This window comes from Streptomyces sp. NPDC001153 (assembly GCF_053598315.1).
Map to the genome: position 1 here is coordinate 37,417 of NZ_JBSFJZ010000008.1, position 17,990 is coordinate 55,406.

14 protein-coding genes are annotated in these 17,990 nt (G+C 72.5%); 7 read left to right on the top strand and 7 right to left on the bottom strand.

Features of this window, described 5'->3' with window-relative positions:
• Positions 1 to 66: 66 nt before the first annotated feature.
• The 7 genes from ACWDEN_RS11300 to ACWDEN_RS11330 all read left to right on the top strand — a co-directional run bounded on the left by ACWDEN_RS11300 (position 67) and on the right by ACWDEN_RS11330 (position 10,453).
• Positions 67 to 417: a YciI family protein gene (locus ACWDEN_RS11300; protein ID WP_450858513.1), complete on the top strand. Its 351-nt coding sequence runs from the start codon at positions 67 to 69 to the stop codon at positions 415 to 417.
• A gap of 1,056 nt (positions 418 to 1,473) precedes the next feature.
• Positions 1,474 to 2,841 (top strand): alpha/beta hydrolase family protein, encoded by a 1,368-nt coding sequence (locus tag ACWDEN_RS11305; protein ID WP_351621793.1) that lies wholly within the window; start codon positions 1,474 to 1,476, stop codon positions 2,839 to 2,841.
• Between the two features lie 246 nt (positions 2,842 to 3,087).
• The gene (locus ACWDEN_RS11310) at positions 3,088 to 5,340 is read left to right on the top strand and encodes a HAMP domain-containing protein (protein ID WP_450858516.1); all 2,253 of its coding nucleotides are present in this window, start codon (positions 3,088 to 3,090) and stop codon (positions 5,338 to 5,340) included.
• A gap of 14 nt (positions 5,341 to 5,354) precedes the next feature.
• Positions 5,355 to 6,818 carry a poly-gamma-glutamate synthase PgsB gene (gene pgsB, locus ACWDEN_RS11315; RefSeq protein WP_351613205.1) on the top strand — a complete coding sequence of 488 codons (1,464 nt, stop codon included), beginning with the start codon at positions 5,355 to 5,357 and terminating at the stop codon, positions 6,816 to 6,818.
• Positions 6,815 to 7,297 (top strand): poly-gamma-glutamate biosynthesis protein PgsC/CapC, encoded by a 483-nt coding sequence (locus tag ACWDEN_RS11320; RefSeq protein ID WP_351613208.1) that lies wholly within the window; start codon positions 6,815 to 6,817, stop codon positions 7,295 to 7,297. The genes pgsB and ACWDEN_RS11320 overlap by 4 nt, the downstream gene beginning before the upstream one ends.
• Positions 7,298 to 7,341: 44 nt before the next feature.
• Positions 7,342 to 8,433 carry an NlpC/P60 family protein gene (locus tag ACWDEN_RS11325; protein WP_450858519.1) on the top strand — a complete coding sequence of 364 codons (1,092 nt, stop codon included), beginning with the start codon at positions 7,342 to 7,344 and terminating at the stop codon, positions 8,431 to 8,433.
• 103 nt (positions 8,434 to 8,536) lie between these two features.
• A complete protein-coding gene (locus ACWDEN_RS11330; protein ID WP_450858521.1) occupies positions 8,537 to 10,453 on the top strand; it encodes an ArnT family glycosyltransferase in 1,917 nt (638 codons plus the stop codon).
• 39 nt (positions 10,454 to 10,492) lie between these two features.
• Here ACWDEN_RS11330 and ACWDEN_RS11335 read toward each other — a convergent pair whose 3' ends face one another.
• The 7 genes from ACWDEN_RS11335 to ACWDEN_RS11365 all read right to left on the bottom strand — a co-directional run bounded on the left by ACWDEN_RS11335 (position 10,493) and on the right by ACWDEN_RS11365 (position 17,861).
• Positions 10,493 to 11,161: a response regulator transcription factor gene (locus ACWDEN_RS11335; protein WP_351613217.1), complete on the bottom strand. Its 669-nt coding sequence runs from the start codon at positions 11,159 to 11,161 to the stop codon at positions 10,493 to 10,495.
• On the bottom strand, positions 11,158 to 12,441 hold the full coding sequence (locus tag ACWDEN_RS11340; RefSeq protein WP_450858523.1) for a histidine kinase: 1,284 nt from the start codon (positions 12,439 to 12,441) through the stop codon (positions 11,158 to 11,160). The genes ACWDEN_RS11335 and ACWDEN_RS11340 overlap by 4 nt, the downstream gene beginning before the upstream one ends.
• A 45-nt stretch (positions 12,442 to 12,486) precedes the next feature.
• Complete coding sequence (locus ACWDEN_RS11345; RefSeq protein WP_351613223.1) at positions 12,487 to 13,338, bottom strand: ABC-2 transporter permease; 852 nt, start codon at positions 13,336 to 13,338, stop codon at positions 12,487 to 12,489.
• Positions 13,335 to 14,276, bottom strand: coding sequence for an ABC transporter ATP-binding protein (locus ACWDEN_RS11350; protein WP_351613225.1), 942 nt, complete (start codon positions 14,274 to 14,276; stop codon positions 13,335 to 13,337). Before ACWDEN_RS11350 ends, ACWDEN_RS11345 begins: the two co-directional genes overlap by 4 nt.
• Before the next feature lie 193 nt (positions 14,277 to 14,469).
• Entirely contained in the window at positions 14,470 to 16,428 is a 1,959-nt protein-coding gene (locus ACWDEN_RS11355) for a sensor histidine kinase (RefSeq protein ID WP_450858526.1), read from the bottom strand.
• A gap of 243 nt (positions 16,429 to 16,671) precedes the next feature.
• The gene (locus ACWDEN_RS11360; protein WP_351613231.1) at positions 16,672 to 16,899 is read right to left on the bottom strand and encodes a hypothetical protein; all 228 of its coding nucleotides are present in this window, start codon (positions 16,897 to 16,899) and stop codon (positions 16,672 to 16,674) included.
• Positions 16,900 to 17,015: 116 nt separating this feature from the next.
• A complete protein-coding gene (locus tag ACWDEN_RS11365) occupies positions 17,016 to 17,861 on the bottom strand; it encodes a TrmB family transcriptional regulator (RefSeq protein ID WP_351613234.1) in 846 nt (281 codons plus the stop codon).
• Positions 17,862 to 17,990: the final 129 nt, after the last annotated feature.

Below are 17,990 nucleotides of genomic sequence, written 5' to 3' on the forward strand. Positions count from 1 at the left end.
CGGTACGGAGGAGCCGACCGGTCATACCGCCGGGAGACCGGTGAGCCGCCAGAAGAGGGGACTGACATGGAATTCGCGCTGCTGGTCTTCGGGCAGGAGACGGACTGGGACCGGATGACCCCGCAGGAGCGCGAGGAGCGCTTCACCGCCAACCGCGCGTACGGCCGCGCGATGGCGGAGGCCGGCGTCCGGATCGTCTACGGCGCACGGCTCGCCCGCCCGGCCTCCGCCGAGCACGAGGGGCGCGCCGGCGAAGGGGTGCTGGAGGTCGGCGGACTGTGGGTCATCGACGTCCCCTCCGAGGAGGAGGCGCTGAGCTGGGCGGAGCGGATGCCGCTCAGCGATGCGGGCCGGGTGGAGGTCCGCCGCTGCGACGGCCCACCGCGAAACCGTGCCTCGGCCCGGCCGCCGGCCTGACCCTGCCCGGATCCCATGGAGCACCTCGGTGGCCCGCAGGCCCGGGCCGCCGAGCCCAAGAAGCCGTGCGGCGAACCCTAGTTGTCCTCATCCCGGTCATCCCGGTCGTCCTTCTCACCCCGCGCACTCGACGACGGCTTGGCAATGATGACTCGCCCGGGATTGCCGTTCCTCCCTCTCGGGCCGGGACGGCCCCTCCTGCCAGGACGGCCGTCATGCCCGCGCCGCCCCGGTCGGCCTGTCGGGCCGGTGGGGCCGGGCGGACCAGAGGGGCCCGAGGGGCCGACCAAGCCGGACTTGATGCCGGTCCCCTGGAGGTCGATGCCCCGCGACTGGAGTTCGTCGAGCCGCTGTTGATGGCCGACGAGCGCAGCCGACTGCGCGACGAGCAGGACAGTCAGCACTGCGCCGAGCACAAGGCGGCGCCGCGGGCCACGCAGAGCCTCGTTCACGCTGTTCACATCACTCCTCACGCTGTATGACATCGAAAGAGCACGTCGGCGCCGCAGTTCGCCGGGGTGCTGTCCGCAACCGACCGAGGGGCTAGCCCGACGCCGGCGGGCAGACGGCGTCCTTCCCGTCCGTCCCGTCCTTCCCGGAACGACCTTCAGTCCCGTTCTGACCGTCCTGTCCGTCTTTCCCGTCCTTGCCCGGCGGGCCGATGGGACCGGGAGGACCGGAAGGACCGGGAGGGCCGGACGGAGCGGCCTGGAGGCGCTCCTGGAGGCCGACGGGCTGTGTCTGCAGATCGTCGATCCACTTCTGCTGGGCGATGAGCGCAGCCGACTGCACCACGAGCGCGACGGTCAGCACTGCGCCGAGCACTAGGGGGCGCCGCGGACCACGCAAGGCTTCAATCACGCTTCTCACATCGTTCCTCACTCTGTGTGACGGCGACGAAAGTGTAAATCAGAAAGGCTTTGAAATGGCGGACCCCCACGCCGGTGCGCGAAGTCGGCGGTATCAAGGGGAGCGTGGGTCCGCACGCCGCTGCGGCGGTACGGTGTGCGGCAGTCGATCGCCCGTTCTGCGATCGCCGACCACCAAGGGGGTTCCATGAAACACCGCCGCCCGCGCCACCGTCGCAGAGCGATAGCCAGAGCGGTCGGTACGGCGGGTGCGCTGGCCGTCGCCCTGGGTGCGGGGATGACGCCGGCGATGGCCGCCGGAAAGACGTCCGCCAAGCCCGCGGCCACCGGGTTCTCGCCCGACCAGCCCGACCACCCCGACCAGCCCGGCCAGAACGCTCCCTGGGCGCCCGAGAACGACGAGGCGCCGCTGCACCACAAGCCCGTACACCCCGAGGCCCTCGCGTCCGGCCGCACGGACGCGTCCGGTCTCCAGCTCAACATGCCCGCGCCGACCGGACCGTACAGCGTGGGCATGGTCGGCCTGCACCTCGTCGACAACTCCCGTACGGATCCGTACGTGTTCGGCAACACTCCTCGCGAGTTGATGGTGTCGCTCTTCTATCCGGCCACCGCCACGTCCGGGCACTACCAGGCGCCGTGGATGCCGTCGATCTCCGGCGCCCACTTCCTCGCCTCGCGCGGGCTGTCGCCGCAGGAGGTGACCCTGCCGAGGACGGCGGGCCATGTCCTCGCCCCGGTGAACACCAAGCTCGGCAAGCTGCCCGTCCTGCTGTACTCGACCGGGCTGCACTCGGACCGCGCGATGGGCACCGCCCACGCCCAGGATCTCGCCAGCCGCGGCTACCTCGTGGTCATGGTCGACCACACCCACGACGCCAACGAGGTGCAGTTCCCCGGCAACCGGCTCGAGGTCAACACGATGCCGGCGGGCGCCCACTCCTCCGACACGCTCAAGGTGCGCGCGGCCGACATCCGGTTCGTCATCAACCAGCTCGGCACGATCAGCAAGGGCGGCAACCCGGACCCCGGCCACCCCACGCTCCCCACCGGGCTGTCGGGCGCCGTGGACATGTCCCGGATCGGGATGTTCGGCTGGTCGCTGGGCGGCGGGGCGGTCGACACCGCCATGCAGCTCGACCACCGCATCGCCGCCGGTGCCGACCTGGACGGCCAGTTCTTCGGGACGGCGCCGAGCAAGGACCTGGACCGCCCCTTCATGCTGTTCAGCTCCGGCACCCACAACCGCAACAACGACGGGTCGTGGCGCACGCTGTGGTCGCATCTGAAGGGTTACCGGGTCGACGTCCAGCTCCATGGCGCGGCGCACCTGTCGTTCAGCGACAACGAGTGGATGGTGCCGCAGGAGGCGGGCCTGCTCGGGCTCTCCCAGGAGCAGCTCCAGCAGCAGTTCGGCACGATCGATCCCGGCAGAGCGGTCAAGGTCCAGTGCGACTACCTGGCCGCCTTCTTCGACCAGGAGCTGCGCCACCAGCACAGCAGCCTGCTCGACGGCCCCAACCAGAAGTACCCGGAGATCTCCTTCGTCCGCTGACCGGACATGCGCAAGGCGGGCCCCGCGACCCTGTGTGCGGGGCCCCACGCGCACCTATGTCACACCTACGTCACAGGGGCGAAGGTGTGATGGTTATGTGATCGCATGAGGCTAAAGTGTTCACTCTATCGAACACTCGGGCGCTCGGCGCCAATTGAGGAAGGACCCGCTGCCCTGCCCTCCGCACCCCGGGCGCCGCGCCGGCACCGCCTCCGCCGCCGCGCCGATATGCCGATGCTTGGCGGGGTGCGCCCGCCGATAGCCGCACTCGTCGTACTCCTGCTGGTGGTCGCCGCCCTGACCGTGATCGGCCTCGACGGCGTACACGCCGAGCGGGTGCCGCAGGCCGTGCTGAACGGCGAGCAGCAGATCGCCGCGGACACCGCCCAGTCGGTGCGCACCGCGATCGACGTCGAGGCGAGCACCGTACGCCGTACGGCCAACGCGTACCCGGCGACGAGCGCGTCGACCCCCACGACCGCGCTCAAAGCGCTGACCTCCACCAGGAAGGCGGTCCTCGGCAAGGCGCTGCTCGACCCGCGCACCGGCAGACTGCTGGCGGCCGGCGGCAAACCGGTGCCGCTGGCCGGGGTGGACGTCCCCAGGGCGGCGTCCGGCCACGGGTCGATCCCGCCCCGGCTGGTGACCTCGGGCGGCACGCGGCAACTGCTGTACTTCGCCCGGGTCACGCTGCCCGCGCAGCAGGAGGACGCCAACCAGGACCAGAACCAGACCCCGAGCCGGTCCGACCGGCAATGGCTGCTGGTGGTCTGCGAGACGCTCCCCGCCCTCACGACGTACGGCGACGGCCGCACCGCCGAGGTGCTGGACGCGCGCGGCACGGCGCTCGCCACCACGGCCCACGGCGCGGCCTCGCCGGCCGCCGCCGACAGCGGTCTGCCCGCGGCGGCGGCCCGCGCCGCGAACGGGTCGGGGCGTGACACCGACGCCTCGGGAAGCATGCTGGGCGCCGCCACGGGCTCCCGGCGCACGGTGGCCGGCTGGGCCCAGGTCGCCTCGGCGACCGGTCCGGGCGACACCGACAGCCTCGGTCTGGTGGTGCTCACCTCGCGCGCCGTGCCCACCACGACCGCCGCCGCCGACTACTCGCGCTTCGCGCTCGAGGCCGCGGGGGCGCTGGCCGGGCTCGCGCTGCTGCTCGGGCTGGTGCTGCACTTCTTCGTGCAGCGTCCGCTGCTACGGCTGTACCTGTCCGCCGGCCGCCTGGCCCGGGGCGCGACCGAGGACGGGCCGGGCGCGCTGGAGGAGCTCTTCCGGCCGGTACCGGTGCACGGCTTCGGGGAACTGGCCCGGATCGGGCGGGCACTGGAGTCACTGCGCCTGCAACTGCTCGGCGAGAGCGGCCCGCAGGAGTTCCCGGCCCGGCGCGGACCGGGCTACCGGGCGCTGGCCGTGGCCGGCGTGGTGGTGGTGGCCTGCTGGGCGGTGCCGATGATCTTCATGCTGAACCGGGCGGACACCGCGACCGCGGTTCCGGTTCCGGTCCTCGCCGACCAGCAGGCGCGCACCCAGGTCGCGGCGAACCGGATCCGGCAGTCCCTCGACCAGTCGTACACCGACCTGAGCGACGTGGCGGCGGGTCTGCCCGGCCGGAACCGCGCCGCCCAGACCGAGGTTCTGCGGCGCACCCTGGCCGACCACAAGCAGTACCGCTCGCTGTATCTCCTGGACCGCTCGGGCGGCATCACGCTGAGGGTGGGCGACACACCGCTGCGCACCCTCGTCCATGTGCCCGACGGCGGCGGGATCACCACCGTCAACACCTCGGGCCGGATCCCGGCGATCGCCGCCTACGCCCAGGTCCGCGCCGTCAGGGGCAAGGCCCCGGCGGCCGGGGTGGTCCTGTTCGGCGAGATCGACGTGAAGGCGCTCAACTCCGTGCTGGCCAGGCCGAAACTGGGCAGCGTGTGGGTGACGAACGACGAGAACAAGGTGCTGGCGGCGAGCGTGGGCTACCGCGCCTTCCAGTCGCTGCCCGACTCCGGCCTGACCCGTCTGGCCCGCGGCACCCAGGGCGCCCCGGGTACCGCCGGCACCGCGATCTCCGCGGTGCTCTCCTCGTCCTCCGGCCCGTCGGTCGACGCGGCCGCGCCGCTGGCGCAGAGCGGCCCGACGGCCCGCCTCGGCTGGCACGTGGTGACCGCGGAGCCCGCGGCGGCGCTCCAGATCCCCGCGGTGCAGGCCGAGCAGCGCACCATGCTCGCCGGGATCCTGGGCCTCAGCCTGGGCGCGGCCTGCCTGGGCTGGCTGCACGTCGTGGTGATCCGGCCGCTGCGCGCGGTCGCCGTGCTCGTCGAGCGGCTCGCCGGCGGAGACCGCCGCACCGTGCTGCACCCGGTCAACCACGACGAGATCGGCTCCGTCACCCGCGGCCTGGAACTGATGCGCCAGGCCCTCGCGGACCGCGACCGGGCGGCCAGGTCCGGCCACGCCGCCAGGGTCTCCGGATCCGTGCGCGAGAACACCCTCCAGCGGTAAAGGACGGAATCGGCATGCTCTTCCTCTATGTCATAGTCCTGCTGTCCTGTGCCGCGCTGTGGATCGCCGGAATCCTGGAGCAGCAGCGGCACTTCGCCTCGCTGGAGCAGATACCGACGCGGGTGCTGGTCAACGGCATCCGCGGCAAGAGTTCGATCACCCGGCTGTGCGCGGGCGCGCTGCGCGGCGGCGGCCTGGTCACGGTGGCCAAGACCACCGGCACCGCGGCCCGGTTCATCCACCCGGACGCCACCGAGGAGCCGGTGTACCGCAAGTTCGGGCTGTCCAACATCGTCGAGCAGATCGGCATCGTGCGGCGCGCGGCGACCTACCGGCCGGACGCGCTGGTGATCGAGTGCATGGCGGTGATGCCCGCGCTGCAGGAGATCAACCAGGAGAAGCTGATCCGCTCCACGATCGGCGTGCTGTGCAACGTCCGCGAGGACCACCTGGAGGAGATGGGTCCGACGCTGGACGACGTCGCCCGCTCCCTCTCCCGCTCGATGCCGGTGGGCGGGGTGTGCGTGACGGCGGAGAAGGACCGCTTCCACATCCTCCAGGAGGAGGCCGACGCCCGTAACTGCAAGCTGGTCTACGCCGACCCCGAGACGGTCACGGACGAGGAGCTGCGCGGCTTCAGCTGGTTCACCTTCAAGGAGAACGTGGCGATCGCGCTCACCGTCGCCGAACTGCTCGGCATCGACCGGCAGACCGCGATGCAGGGCATGTGGGACGCGCCGCCCGACCCGGGCGTGCTGTCGGTGGAGCGCTACGTCACCCCCGAGGGCAAGCGGCTGCGGTTCGCCAACGTCTTCGCGGCCAACGACCCCGAGTCGACGCTGATGAACGTCAAGCAGCTGGAGGACCTGGGCGCGATCAGACGGCCGCTCAGCGTCGTCATCAACTGCCGCCCGGACCGGGTGGAGCGCAACGGCCAGATGGGCGCGATCGTCTCCGACCTCGCCGCCGAGACGGTGTTCCTGATCGGCCACCCGACCAAGAGCGCCCGCGACGCGATCCCGGCCGGCTTCACCGGGCGGGTGGTCGACCTCGGCGGCGACCGCCGGGACCCGGAGGAGCTGACCGCGGCGATGCTCGCGGAACTCGGCCCGGCCTCCTCGCTGGTGGCGATCGGCAACATCCACGGCCAGGGCGAGCTGTTCCTGGAATGCCTCGCCGAGCTGCCGCTGGACGAGTCCGAGGACCCGCTCGACGCCGTACCCGACGGCGACGGCCTGGACCAGGAGACCATGCAGATCGCCGTGTTCCGGCCGCGGATCGCGGTGGCCCGGCCGCCCGAGCCGGAGCCGTACAGCTGGGTGGCGCCGCTGGAGACACCGGCGTACGGCTTCCACATCCCGGAACAGCGCGAACTCGCCCACCGGTTCGCCGCCCGCCAGGGCCGGCCCGACGGCGAGCGCGCCGCAGCGGACCCGCACCACTCCTACGACCCGCACCAGCCCACGAGGAACCCGTGATCCCCGCCCACCTCACCGCACAGACCGCCGCGCTCGGGATCGCCCTCGGGCTGGTCTTCTCGCTCGTCTGTTATCTGACCACCAACCTCTCCCCCGGGGGGATGATCACCCCGGGCTGGATCGCCCTCACGCTCGTCACCGACGTGCAGATGGCCGGCCTGATGGTCGGCGTCGCGGCGCTCACGTACTTCGGGACGAAACTGCTGCAGCGCACGGTGATTCTCTACGGCAAGCGGCTGTTCGCCGCCGTGGTGCTGTGTGCGGTACTGATGCAGACCACCGTGATGCTCGCCCTCAACCACGAGTTCCCCCTGCTGTACACCTCGCAGACTCTTGGCTTCATCGTCCCCGGCCTGGTCTCCTACCAGATGGTCCGCCAGCCGCTGGCGGCCACGGTCATCTCGACCACGGCGGTGACGCTGGCCACCTACGTGGTGCTGATCTCCGGTCTGCTGATCGGCGTCATGCCCACCGGCTGACCTGCCCACCGCCCTCTCACCTCGCACTTCCAGGAGGATCGGCCATGCACTCCCAACCCGTCGGCAGAGGCAGCCGCCCGACCCGCCGCGCCGTGCTCGGGACGATCGCGGGCGTGGCGGCCGCCGGAGTTGCGGGCGGGTACGCCTGGGACCAGCTCGGGCACGACAGCGGCGGTGGCGACGACCTCGGCGGTACGGCAGCCGACGGCACGGACACCGGCCCGAGCGCCCGGCCCACCGGGCCCCACACCTTCGAGCGGCTGTCCGCCCCCGACCGCACCGTGGTCCGCGCCGCCGACGGCGGCACGCTCGCCACGTTCACCGACGGCGCCCGTACGGCCGTACTCACCGGGCCCAACCGCACCTTCAGCGAGCCGCGGACCACCGAGGCCACGGTGACCACGGACGCCTGGGTGCGGGTGCTGCCGCACGAGTGGCAGCAGGGCATGGAGAAGTCCGCCTGGTTCAAGGGCTGGTTCCGCAAGGCGCTCGGCGACACCAGCCCGGACGTCTTCGCGGTGGCCTTCGAGTACTCGAGCGCCGGGGCGCCCGACAAGCACAACGCGTCCGGCGTGCGCTACGCGGGCACCGCCCACTTCGGCCCCCGCAACGCCAAGGTCAACAACCCGCTGGACTTCGCCTACCACGACGAACAGTCCGACTTCTACGACTATCTGGGCATTGACTGGACCTTCCCGGACGGCACGCGCGTGCAGCCGGAGCAGGCCCGCTACGGCGACGTCGACTGCTCCGGCTTCCAGCGTCTGGTGTGGGGCTACCGCATGGGCATCCCCCTGCACAACACCAACACCCGGGGCACCGGCCTGCCGCGCCGAGCCTTCGCCATCGCCGCCTACGGCCCCGGCCAGATCGTGATCCCGGACACCGGCGAACAGCCCACCGACCTGGGCGCCCTGCAACCCGGCGATCTGGTCTTCTTCGCCATCATCAAGGACCGGCCGCACTTCATCGACCACTGCGGCATGTACATGGGCCTCGACGACCAGGGCCGGCACCGCTTCTACTCCAGCCGCTCCGCCGCCAACGGCCCCACCCTGGGCGACCTGTCGGGCCGCTCACTGCTGGACGGCACCGACTTCTACGCCCGCGGCTTCCGGGCGGCCCGCCGCCTGTGACCCCGCCGCCCGATGCCCCCACCGCCTGTCCCCCCGCCGCCCGGTGATCCCGCCGCCTGTGCACCACCGCCTCACCTGACCTGCTGATCCGAGGACCACTGCCATGACCGCCATCCCCGCCGTCCAGCCCACCGGCGCGCACCGAGGCCGCCGGGCGGCGAACCGCCGCTCCGGCCCGCCGGAAGACGCCCCGCGCTGGGAGCGCCCGGCGCTCGCCGCGGTGCTGGCCGTCGCCACGGTGCTGTACTCCTGGGGCATCGGGCACGCCGCGCTCCACCCCTTCTACGGTGCGGCGATACGGTCGATGGCCGACAGCTGGCGGGCCTTCTTCTTCGGCGGGCTCGACGCCAGCGGTTCCATCACCATCGACAAACTGCCCGGCGCCTTCTGGCCCGACGCCGTCTGCGTCTGGCTCTTCGGCCCGCACACCTGGGCGGCCGCCCTTCCGCAGGTCGCCGAAGGCGTGCTCACCGTATGGCTGTTGCACCGGATCGTGCGGGCCTGGGCCGGGCCCTTCGCCGCGCTGGTCGCCGCGCTGACGCTCACCCTCACCCCGGTCACCGTGGTCCTCGCCCGGGCCACCATCCCGGACACCGCGCTCACTCTGCTGCTGGTGGCGGCCGCCGGAGCGCTGCAGAAGGCGGTGCGCACCGAGCGGCTGCTGCCGCTGATCACCTGCGGGGTCTGGGTCGGGCTCGCCTTCCAGACGAAGATGCTGCAGGCGTGGCTGGTACTGCCGGTCTTCGCCGCGGTCTACCAACTCGCCGCGCCCGGAAGCCGGTTGAACCGGGCCCTGCGCGTCCTGCTGGCCGGTGCGGTCGCCCTGGTGGTCTCCTGCTCCTGGGTGCTGATCGCCTGGGTGACTCCGGCCGCCAGCCGCCCTTACCTCGACGGCACGTCCAACAACGATCCGTTCACCCTGGTCTTCGGCTACAACGGACTGAGCCGCTTCGGCAGCGACTCCACCGCCTTCGGCGCCGTCGCGGGCACCGCCGCCAGCCGCACCACCGGCAACACCGGCTGGAACATGCTGATCAACCACAGCGTCGGCCCGCAGATCGCCTGGTTCCTGCCGCTCGCCGTGCTCGCCGCGGTCCTGGGCGTCCTCTGGCGCGCCGGGCAGCCGCGAACCGACCCCCTGCGCGCGGGATTCGTGATGTGGGGCGGCTGGCTGGCCGTGCACGCCCTGGTGTTCAGCAGCTCCAACGGCAACCACGCCTACTACACGGCCGTCATCGCCCCGGCACTCGCCGCGCTGACCGGCGGCGGGCTCGCGCTCTTCCGGTCGGAGTACGAGTCGGGGTCCGCGCCGGGGTCCCGGCCGGACGGCCGGCGGCACCTGGCGCTGCCCGCGGCGATCGTGCTGACGACGGCGTGGGCGCTGGTGCTCGACTGGCCGACCCGATTCGTCTCCTGGCTGCTGCCGGTCGCCGTGATGCTCGCGCTGTGCGGCGCGGTGGGCCTGTGGACCCGCGGTCCGCGGACCTCCCCGCGGATGGTCCACGGCGCCCTCGCCGCCGGTATCGCGGCCACGCTGGTCGTACCGGCCGGCTGGGCCGCCTCCAGCCTCGACCCGCTCTACGCGGGCGCCGCCACCTCGCCGATGGCCGGTCCGGTCGGCAAGGCCTACCATCCCCGACACGCTCCGCGGGGGGTGGGGCTCGACCGGCCCAGCGCCCGCGACACCGCCCTGCTCGGCTACCTCACCACGCACCGGCACGGCGAGAAGTACCTGGTCGCCACGCAGGCCGCCTACACCGCCGAGCCCCTGCTGCGCGCGAAGTCCGAGCCCATCCTCGTCATGGGCGGCTTCACCGGCAACACCCCCTTCCCCACCGCCCAGCAGCTCGGCAGTCTCGTCAGCGCCCACCAGCTGCGCTACGCGCTGCTCACCACCGCGCGCCCCACCACTGCCGCCACCACCTGGGTGAAGGCCCACTGCACCCGCATCCGGCCCGCCGCCTACGGCCGCCGCACCGGCGGCACCTTCACCCTCTACGACTGCAGCCCCCAGAGGTGAGGGGGTGCCGAGGCGCCTGCCCGTGACCGGACGCGCCGCTCAGTCCGAGTGAGGCCGGGCCAGGCCGTGGTCGTAGGCGAAGATCACCGCCTGGATGCGGTCCCGGGCGCCGATCTTGGACAGGACGCGGCCGACATGCGTCTTCACCGTGGACTCCGACAGGACGAAACGCGTGGCGATCTCACCGTTGGTCCAGCCCTTGCCGATGGCGACGAGGATCTCGCGTTCGCGGTCGGTGAGGGCACTCAGGCGCGGATCCTCGGCGGAGCCGTTGCCGCCGGGCGGCACGAGACGGGCGAACTCGTGCAGCAGGCGGCGGGTGAGCGCGGGCGCGATCACCGCGTCACCGACGGCCACCGCGCGGATGCCGGCGAGGAGTTCCTCGGGGCGGGCGTCCTTGAGGAGGAAGCCGCTGGCTCCGGCGCGCAGGGCCGCGTGGACGTACTCGTCGAGGTCGAAGGTGGTCAGGACGAGGACGCGGGAACGGTCGCCGGCGGCGACGATACGGCGCGTGGCCTCGATGCCGTCCATGCCGGGCATGCGTACGTCCATGAGGACGACGTCCGGGCGCAGTTCGGCGGCCTTGCGCACGGCCTCGGCTCCGTGTGCCGCCTCCCCGACCACCTCCGTCTCGGGCACGGAGTCCAGAAGCATGCGAAAGCCGTACCGCTGCAGCGGCTGGTCGTCCACGAGGAGCACGGTGGTCACCGGGCACCGCCCCGGGGAGCGAGGTCGAGGGCGGCACGCACCGTCCATCCCGGGCCCGCGGGACCCGCGCTGACGTGTCCGCCGTAGAGAGCCGCTCGTTCGCGCATGCCCACCAGACCGTGTCCTTCCTCGTTCGCCGTGCCGGGACGCTTCTCCGGTGCGGGTGGCCCGGAGTCCTGGACGGTGATGGTCAGCCGTGCGTCCTCCACGACGATCGCCAGGTTCGCACGGGCGCCCGCGCCGGCGTGTTTGAGGGTGTTCGTCAGGGCCTCCTGCACGATGCGGTAGACCGTGAGCTGCACCCCGCTGTCGAGGGCGTCGACGTCACCGGCCGTACGGTAGACGACCTCCAGGCCGGCCGCGCGCACCCCCTCGCACAGCGCGTCGATGTCCGTGAGCCCGGGCTGCGGGCTCAGTTCGGGCTCGCCCCGCGGGCCGTCCGCCTCACGCAGCACGCCGAGCACCCGCCGCAGTTCGCTCAGGGCCTGGCGACCGGTGTCGCCGATGAGGTGCAGGGCCTCCTTTCCCCGCTCCGGGGCGGCGGCGGTGGCGTAGGCGCCCGCGTCGGCGAGGGTGATGATGACGGACAGGTTGTGGCCGACGATGTCGTGCATCTCGCGGGCCACCCGCGTCCGCTCGGCCGCGACGGCGAGCCGGGCCCGCTGGTCGCGTTCGATCTCCAGGCGGGCCGCGCGGTCCCGCAGCCCGGCCAGCTGAGCCCGCCGGATACGGATCATCAGGCCGAGCGCGAGGGCCGCGGTCGCCGTGCTGAGCAGGAAGAAGAGCGCGTCCCAGACCGACACCGCCGCCGAGACGCGCGCCGCGACCAGGCCCAGCGCACCCGCCATGACCGCACAGGCCCAGGGCAGCTGCCGTAGCCGCCCGTGCAGGGCCAGGCTGTAGAGGGCGATGAACAGGGCGACGTCCGCGCGGAGCACGGCGCCGAGGGACCACTGGACGACGAACACGGCCGTGACGGCGCCGAAGGCCACGGCGGGCGCCCGCCGCCGCCACAGCAGCGGCAGCACCAGCCCGGCCTGCAGGACCAGCATGCCGAGCGTGGGCAGCCTGGTGAACGCGAGACGCAGGCGGCGCGGGCCGTCGCCGTCCCCATGGACCCCGTGCAGCAGGTCCGGCAGGCAGAACATCAGGAAGACCAGCACCACCACCGCGGTGTCCAGCACCCAGGGACGGTCCTGGTCGGCGTGCCGGAGCCGCTGGCCGGCCCGGCCGAGCCGGGCGACCAGCGGCCCCATCCCGCTGAGATCATCGGTGGTCACGGAATTCACCCGTCCATGATGCGGGTGCCGTCACCCGGAGGTCGCTCAGACGTCGCTGCGCAGCATCCGGTACGCCGCCCCGGCCAGCGCCAGTGCCGTCCAGCCGAGGAAGACCAGGAGCCCGGCGGAGGGCGACAGGGTGGTGGAGTCGTGGGTCAGCGCGAAGATCGACTCGCCCGCGTGGCTCGGCAGGTAGGGGTCGATGTCGCCCTGCCACGAGGTGGGCAGCAGGGAGACCAGTCCGGGCACCAGCATGAGGGCCGCGACCAGCACCGAGATGCCGCCCGCGACGGACCGCAGCAGCGCCCCGAGGGCGGTGCCGATCACGCCGACCAGGCCGAGGTAGAGCCCGGCGCCCAGCAGGCTGCGTACGACACCGGCGTGGCCGAGGCCCAGGGCGGCGGGCGTGCCGGACACGATCCGGCTGCCGACGAGGAAGGCGACGAACGCGCCGACGGTCGCGACCACCAGGGCCACCAGTCCGTACACCGCCGCCTTGGACCACAGCACAGGCAGCCGGCGCGGTACGGCCGCGAGGGTCGAGCGGATCATGCCGGTGGAGTACTCGCCCGCCGTGACCAGCACGCCGAGCACGCCGAGGGCGAGCTGGGCGAAGTTCGTGCCGAAGAGGGACAGGCTCACGGCCGTCGCGGTGGCGAAGTCGCGGTCCATGTGCCGGCCGGAGTCGAGGTTGGACTTGTAGTGGCTCGCGGCGATGACGCCGAAGGCCACGAGGAACAGCAGGCCCAGACCGAGGGTGATCCAGGTGGACCGCAGGGACCAGAGCTTGGCCCACTCCGAGGCCAGCACGCGCCGTCCGGTCACCCGGTAGGCGGGGCGGGCCGGAGCCTGAGTGGCGGCCTCGGGGGTCTCGGGTGTCGCCGTGAGGGTGCTCATGCCGCGCTCCCGGAGGTGGTGTCGGTGCCGGTCGTGGAGCCGTGGTACTCCACGGCGTCCCGGGTCAGTTCCATGAATGCCTCCTCCAGCGACACCGCCTTCGTGGTCAGCTCGAACAGCGGGATACCGTGCTCGGCCGCCTTCAGCCCGATCTCACGGGCGCTCATCCCGGTGACCTGCAGCTCCTCGGTGCCGACGCGGCCGGTGATGTCCACACCGGGCCCGGCCAGCACGTCCCGCAGCCGTGCCGGATCCTGTGTGGCGACCTTCACGGTGTCGCCGCCCGCCTCGCGGACCAGGTCCCGTACGGTCGTGTCGGCCAGCAGCCGTCCCCGGCCGACGATGATCAGGTGGTCCGCCACCAGGGCGACCTCGCTCATCAGGTGCGAGGAGACGAACACCGTGCGCCCCTCGGCCGCGAGGGAGGTGAGCAGGTTCCGGATCCAGAGGACGCCCTCGGGGTCCAGCCCGTTGACGGGCTCGTCCAGCATCACCGTCTGCGGATCGCCCAGCAGCGCGGCCGCGATGCCGAGCCGCTGCCCCATGCCGAGGGAGAAGGCACCGGCCCGCTTCTTCGCGACGCTGCCCAGACCGGCGAGCTCGACGACCTCGTCCACCCGGCGGCGCGGAATGCCGTGGGTCAGCGCGAGCGCACGGAGGTGGTTGTAGGCCGAGCGGCCCGGGTGGATCGACTTCGCCTCCAGGAGCGCCCCGACCTCCTGCAGCGGCGCCTGGTGACGGGCGTAGCGGTGGCCGTTCACCGTGACGGAGCCGCTCGTCGGCGCGTCGAGTCCGACGATCATGCGCATCGTCGTGGACTTGCCCGCCCCGTTGGGGCCGAGGAATCCGGTCACCGTACCCGGCTTCACGGTGAAGTCCAGACCGTCGACGGCTGTCTTCTCCCCGTACCTCTTGGTGAGCTGCTGGGCCTCGATCATTCGCGTTCTCTCTCTCGCGGACTGCGGCGCCCGGCAGGGCCGACGCCTCCTCCGCCACGCTAGGTCCGCGATCTGCCGGATCCGGTGGTACCGGGGACCGAAAACCGCCGGGCAGGTGGTACCGGGGTACTACGGCGGATCGCGGCCGCCCGTCATCAGGGCCGGCCCCAGGTGCGGGATGCCTCAGCGGTCCTCACGTGGCCGCCGCGGTCGTCGAGGCGTCCGGCTGCCGGACGAGGGCGGTGGGCAGGGCGACGTACGCCGTGACGCCCGAGCCCTCCGTGGGACGCAGTTCGACATGGGCCCCGAGGCGGCCGGCGAGGGCGCCGACGACGTGGTGGCCGAGGAACCGGGTGGGCGCGGCGAGCAGGGACCCGGCCCTGCCGGACAGCACGGCGTTGGCCTGGGACATGCGCTCTGCCGTCATTCCGATTCCGCGGTCGACCACCGCGAGGCAGTACTCGCCGCCGTCCCGCCAGCCGTACACCGCGACGGGCTGCTGCGGCGGACTGAACATCAGCGCGTTCTCCACCAACTCGGCCAGCAGGTGGGAGAGTTCGGCGACACAGTGCCCCCGGACGCGGCACGGCTCGATGTCGGTCACGGCGACCCGCTGGTACTGCTCCACCTCGGAGACGGCCGACTGCACCACCTCGGTGACCGTGACCGTGCCGGGCCGGCGGCGGGCCGGGGGCTCCTCGCCGGCCAGGACGAGCAGAGACTCGGCGTTGCGGCGCATGCGCGTCGCCAGATGGTCGAGCTCGAAGAGTTCGGCGAGGGCGTCCGGGTCGAGCTCCTGGCTCTCCAGGGTGGTGATCAGCCCGAGCTGCCGGCCGAGGAACGCCTGGTTGCGGCGGCCGAGACTGGCCAGCGACTCGGTGCTGTTGCGGCGCAGGACGGCCTGCTCGGCGGCGAGGCCCACGGCGGTGCGCTCGACATTGCGCAGAGCGGCGACCAGCCGGGTGATCTCCCGTGCGGTGCCGGGGACTTCGGCCGCCTCGGGCTCCGCGGGCAGCGGGGTGCCGGGGTCGGCCTCCTGGATGTGCCTGACCACCTCCGGCAGCCTGGTGCCCGCGACCGCGTCCGCCTCGTCGGCCAGGGCGCCCAGGGGACGGGTGATGGAGCGGGCCGAGAACACCGCGAGCGCGCAGGCCACGGCGAGGATCAGCGCGCCCAGCGCCAGGAAGCCGGCGAGTTCCCGGGTGGCCGCGCCGCCGACCTGGTCGGCCCGTGCCCGTACGTCGTCACCGACCTGTTTCCGCACTCCGTGCAGAGCGTCGACGAGCGTCGTCATGTCGGCCCACCAGCGGGTGGGGTCGACGCCGAGGTGCGAGCCGTCGGCGCCCGCCTCGGCCTTGGCCTCGTACCCGGTGACGCGGCGGGCGGCCGGCGTTGCGAAGGCGCGGTCGAGGGACGACTGCTCGGCGCCGTCGGCGAGTTGGCGGTACTGGCCGAGGGCGGCGACCCGCGTGGCGCGGATGTCGGTGAAGTCGAGGTACTCCCCGGCACGGAACCGCCGGGCCGCGAACACGCCGTTCAGGGAGCCGCGTTCGAGGGCCATCGCCTCCGTGGCACGCGCCAGTGCCTGCAGCGCCTGCACGCCCTGCGCGATACGGCGGTCGCCGTCGGGCGCGCCGGCGCCCTCGGCGTCGATCAGCGCGGTGACGGCCCCGGTGTAGAAGCGCAGGGTGGCGGTGCGGTCGGCCGTGCCGGTGTCGACGGCGGTACGGGTCGCGACGAGGCCGGCGAGCGGGAGCTGGGCCCGGCGTAAGGCGGAGGCCGCGGCCCCGGGCAGACCGTCGCTCTCCGCCGCGAGCGCCGCCCTCAGGGACGTACGCGCGTCGTCGGTGCGCGCCCGCTGCGCGCGCACCTCGTCCCGGTACTGCTCGGCGCCGCTCAACAGGCCGTTGGTGAGGCCCCGTTCGCGCTGGAGCTCTCGGACGAGGTCCTGCTCCCGCAGCAGGACGCCGACCCGGGACTCCGTGGCCCGCGCGGCGGAGAAGTCGTAAGCGCGGTCGGCGACGCCCAGCCCGGTGAGGGCGAGGAGCAGACAGGTGGGTACGGCGAGGACGATCGCCATACGGCCGCGGATGGAGCCCCAGCCGGGCATGCGGACGAAGTGGTCGGGTCGGCGGATTCGGTTCCCCCTCATGCACCGCGAGGCTGGAGGGGGCCCGCCCGGCGCCTCGTTTCCCGCCCGTAAGACATCGATTCACAGGTGCTCACCCGACGCCCGCAACGGCTGTGAGAGGGGTTGGCGAAGGCCCCGGACCGGTCACGGTCCGGGGCCTTCGCATCCACTACACACGTGAAGACAACTGGCCGCCGGCGGCCAGGCGGGCGGCGGGCCGGTGGCCCGGGCGCCGATACCCCGTTCGGTGAGCTGGGTGACCGGCTAGCACTTGGTGATCTGCGCGCCCGGATTTCCCTCGCCGTTCAGCAAGTTGCCGAGTACGCCGTTGGCGATGCCCACCTCACCCAGGATGTCGATGCACTCGCCGCGAGGCATGACCGCACCTTGGGCGGTGGCGGCGGTGGCTGCGGTGGTGGCGGCGCCGGTGGCTATGAAGCTCACGCTAGCGACAACCGCGGCCGCGACAGCGGCCTTGGAGAGCTTGCGCATGTGTCCTCCTTGGGTCGAGTGGAGCGCACCGAAAGATCCATAAAGCGCTCATTTCGGAGGCTAATCCGGTATGCACCACGGCGCTCATCGGCAGCGCCATCCGGAGTCCCCCGGGCTCACCCGGTCGTGTCGTACGGCTCCCCTGGCGTCAGGCCCGGCTCCGGTCCCCGCGCGGCGTCCTTCCACACCGTGTGGAAAGCCAGCCGCAGGCAGCCCGCCAGGGCCGGGTGTTCGATGAAGAGCGTGGTGGTGGAGCCGGCGCCGGCCACCGGGTCGGGCATGTCGCACAGGACGAGAGAGGCGTCGGCGATGACGAGTTTCAGGGGCAGTTCGGGGGCGAAACGGGCCTCCTCGCCCGCCGCGGCGAAGCGCCGTACGTGGTCCACCTGCTCGGGGTCGTCCAGGGCGTCGTCGAGGTAGATCGCGCGGACGGTGCCGCCCGAGCGGTGCAGCCGGTGGACCACCGCCAGGCCGTCCGCGTTCTCGGTCGGGGCGACGAAGGGCGGTTTGCAGAAGGTGAGCAGTTCGTGCCGCGCCTGCCGCTGGATGTCGGCGAAGCGTTCGGAGATCGCCTTGGGATCGCGCAGGATCTCGATGTAGTCCAGCGGGTCGGTGTGGTCCCGGCCCTGGGACCACAGGGGTTGGAGGAGGCCCGCCAGGTCCTGGGAGACCCGCTCCAGCCGGTCGACGGTCTCCCGCTGCGCGGCCATCAGGCGGGCCAGGGCCAGCTCGGGCGTGACGGCGGAGTAGGTCGCCACCCGCCCGGGGTGGGTGGTGGCCAGCTGGCGCCGTACGAGGGCGTCCAGCACGTCGTACACGCGCTGGCGCGGCACGTCGGCCTCCCGGGCCACCTCGGCGGCCGTGTAAGAACCACGCCTGATGAGGGTCAGGTAGACCCGCGCCTCGTAGCGGGCCAGGCCCAGCGACATCAGGTCGTTGATGGTTCCCTCTTCAAGCTCCATGGCTGCACAACGTACCCGGCGATGCCGAGGGTTGAGACCAAGGTTTTTACCAACTGGCTCTGTTCTCTTCGGCAAATTGTCCATAGCCTCATGTGTAGCCACCACTGACCAGGGTGGCAGCATCAGCAG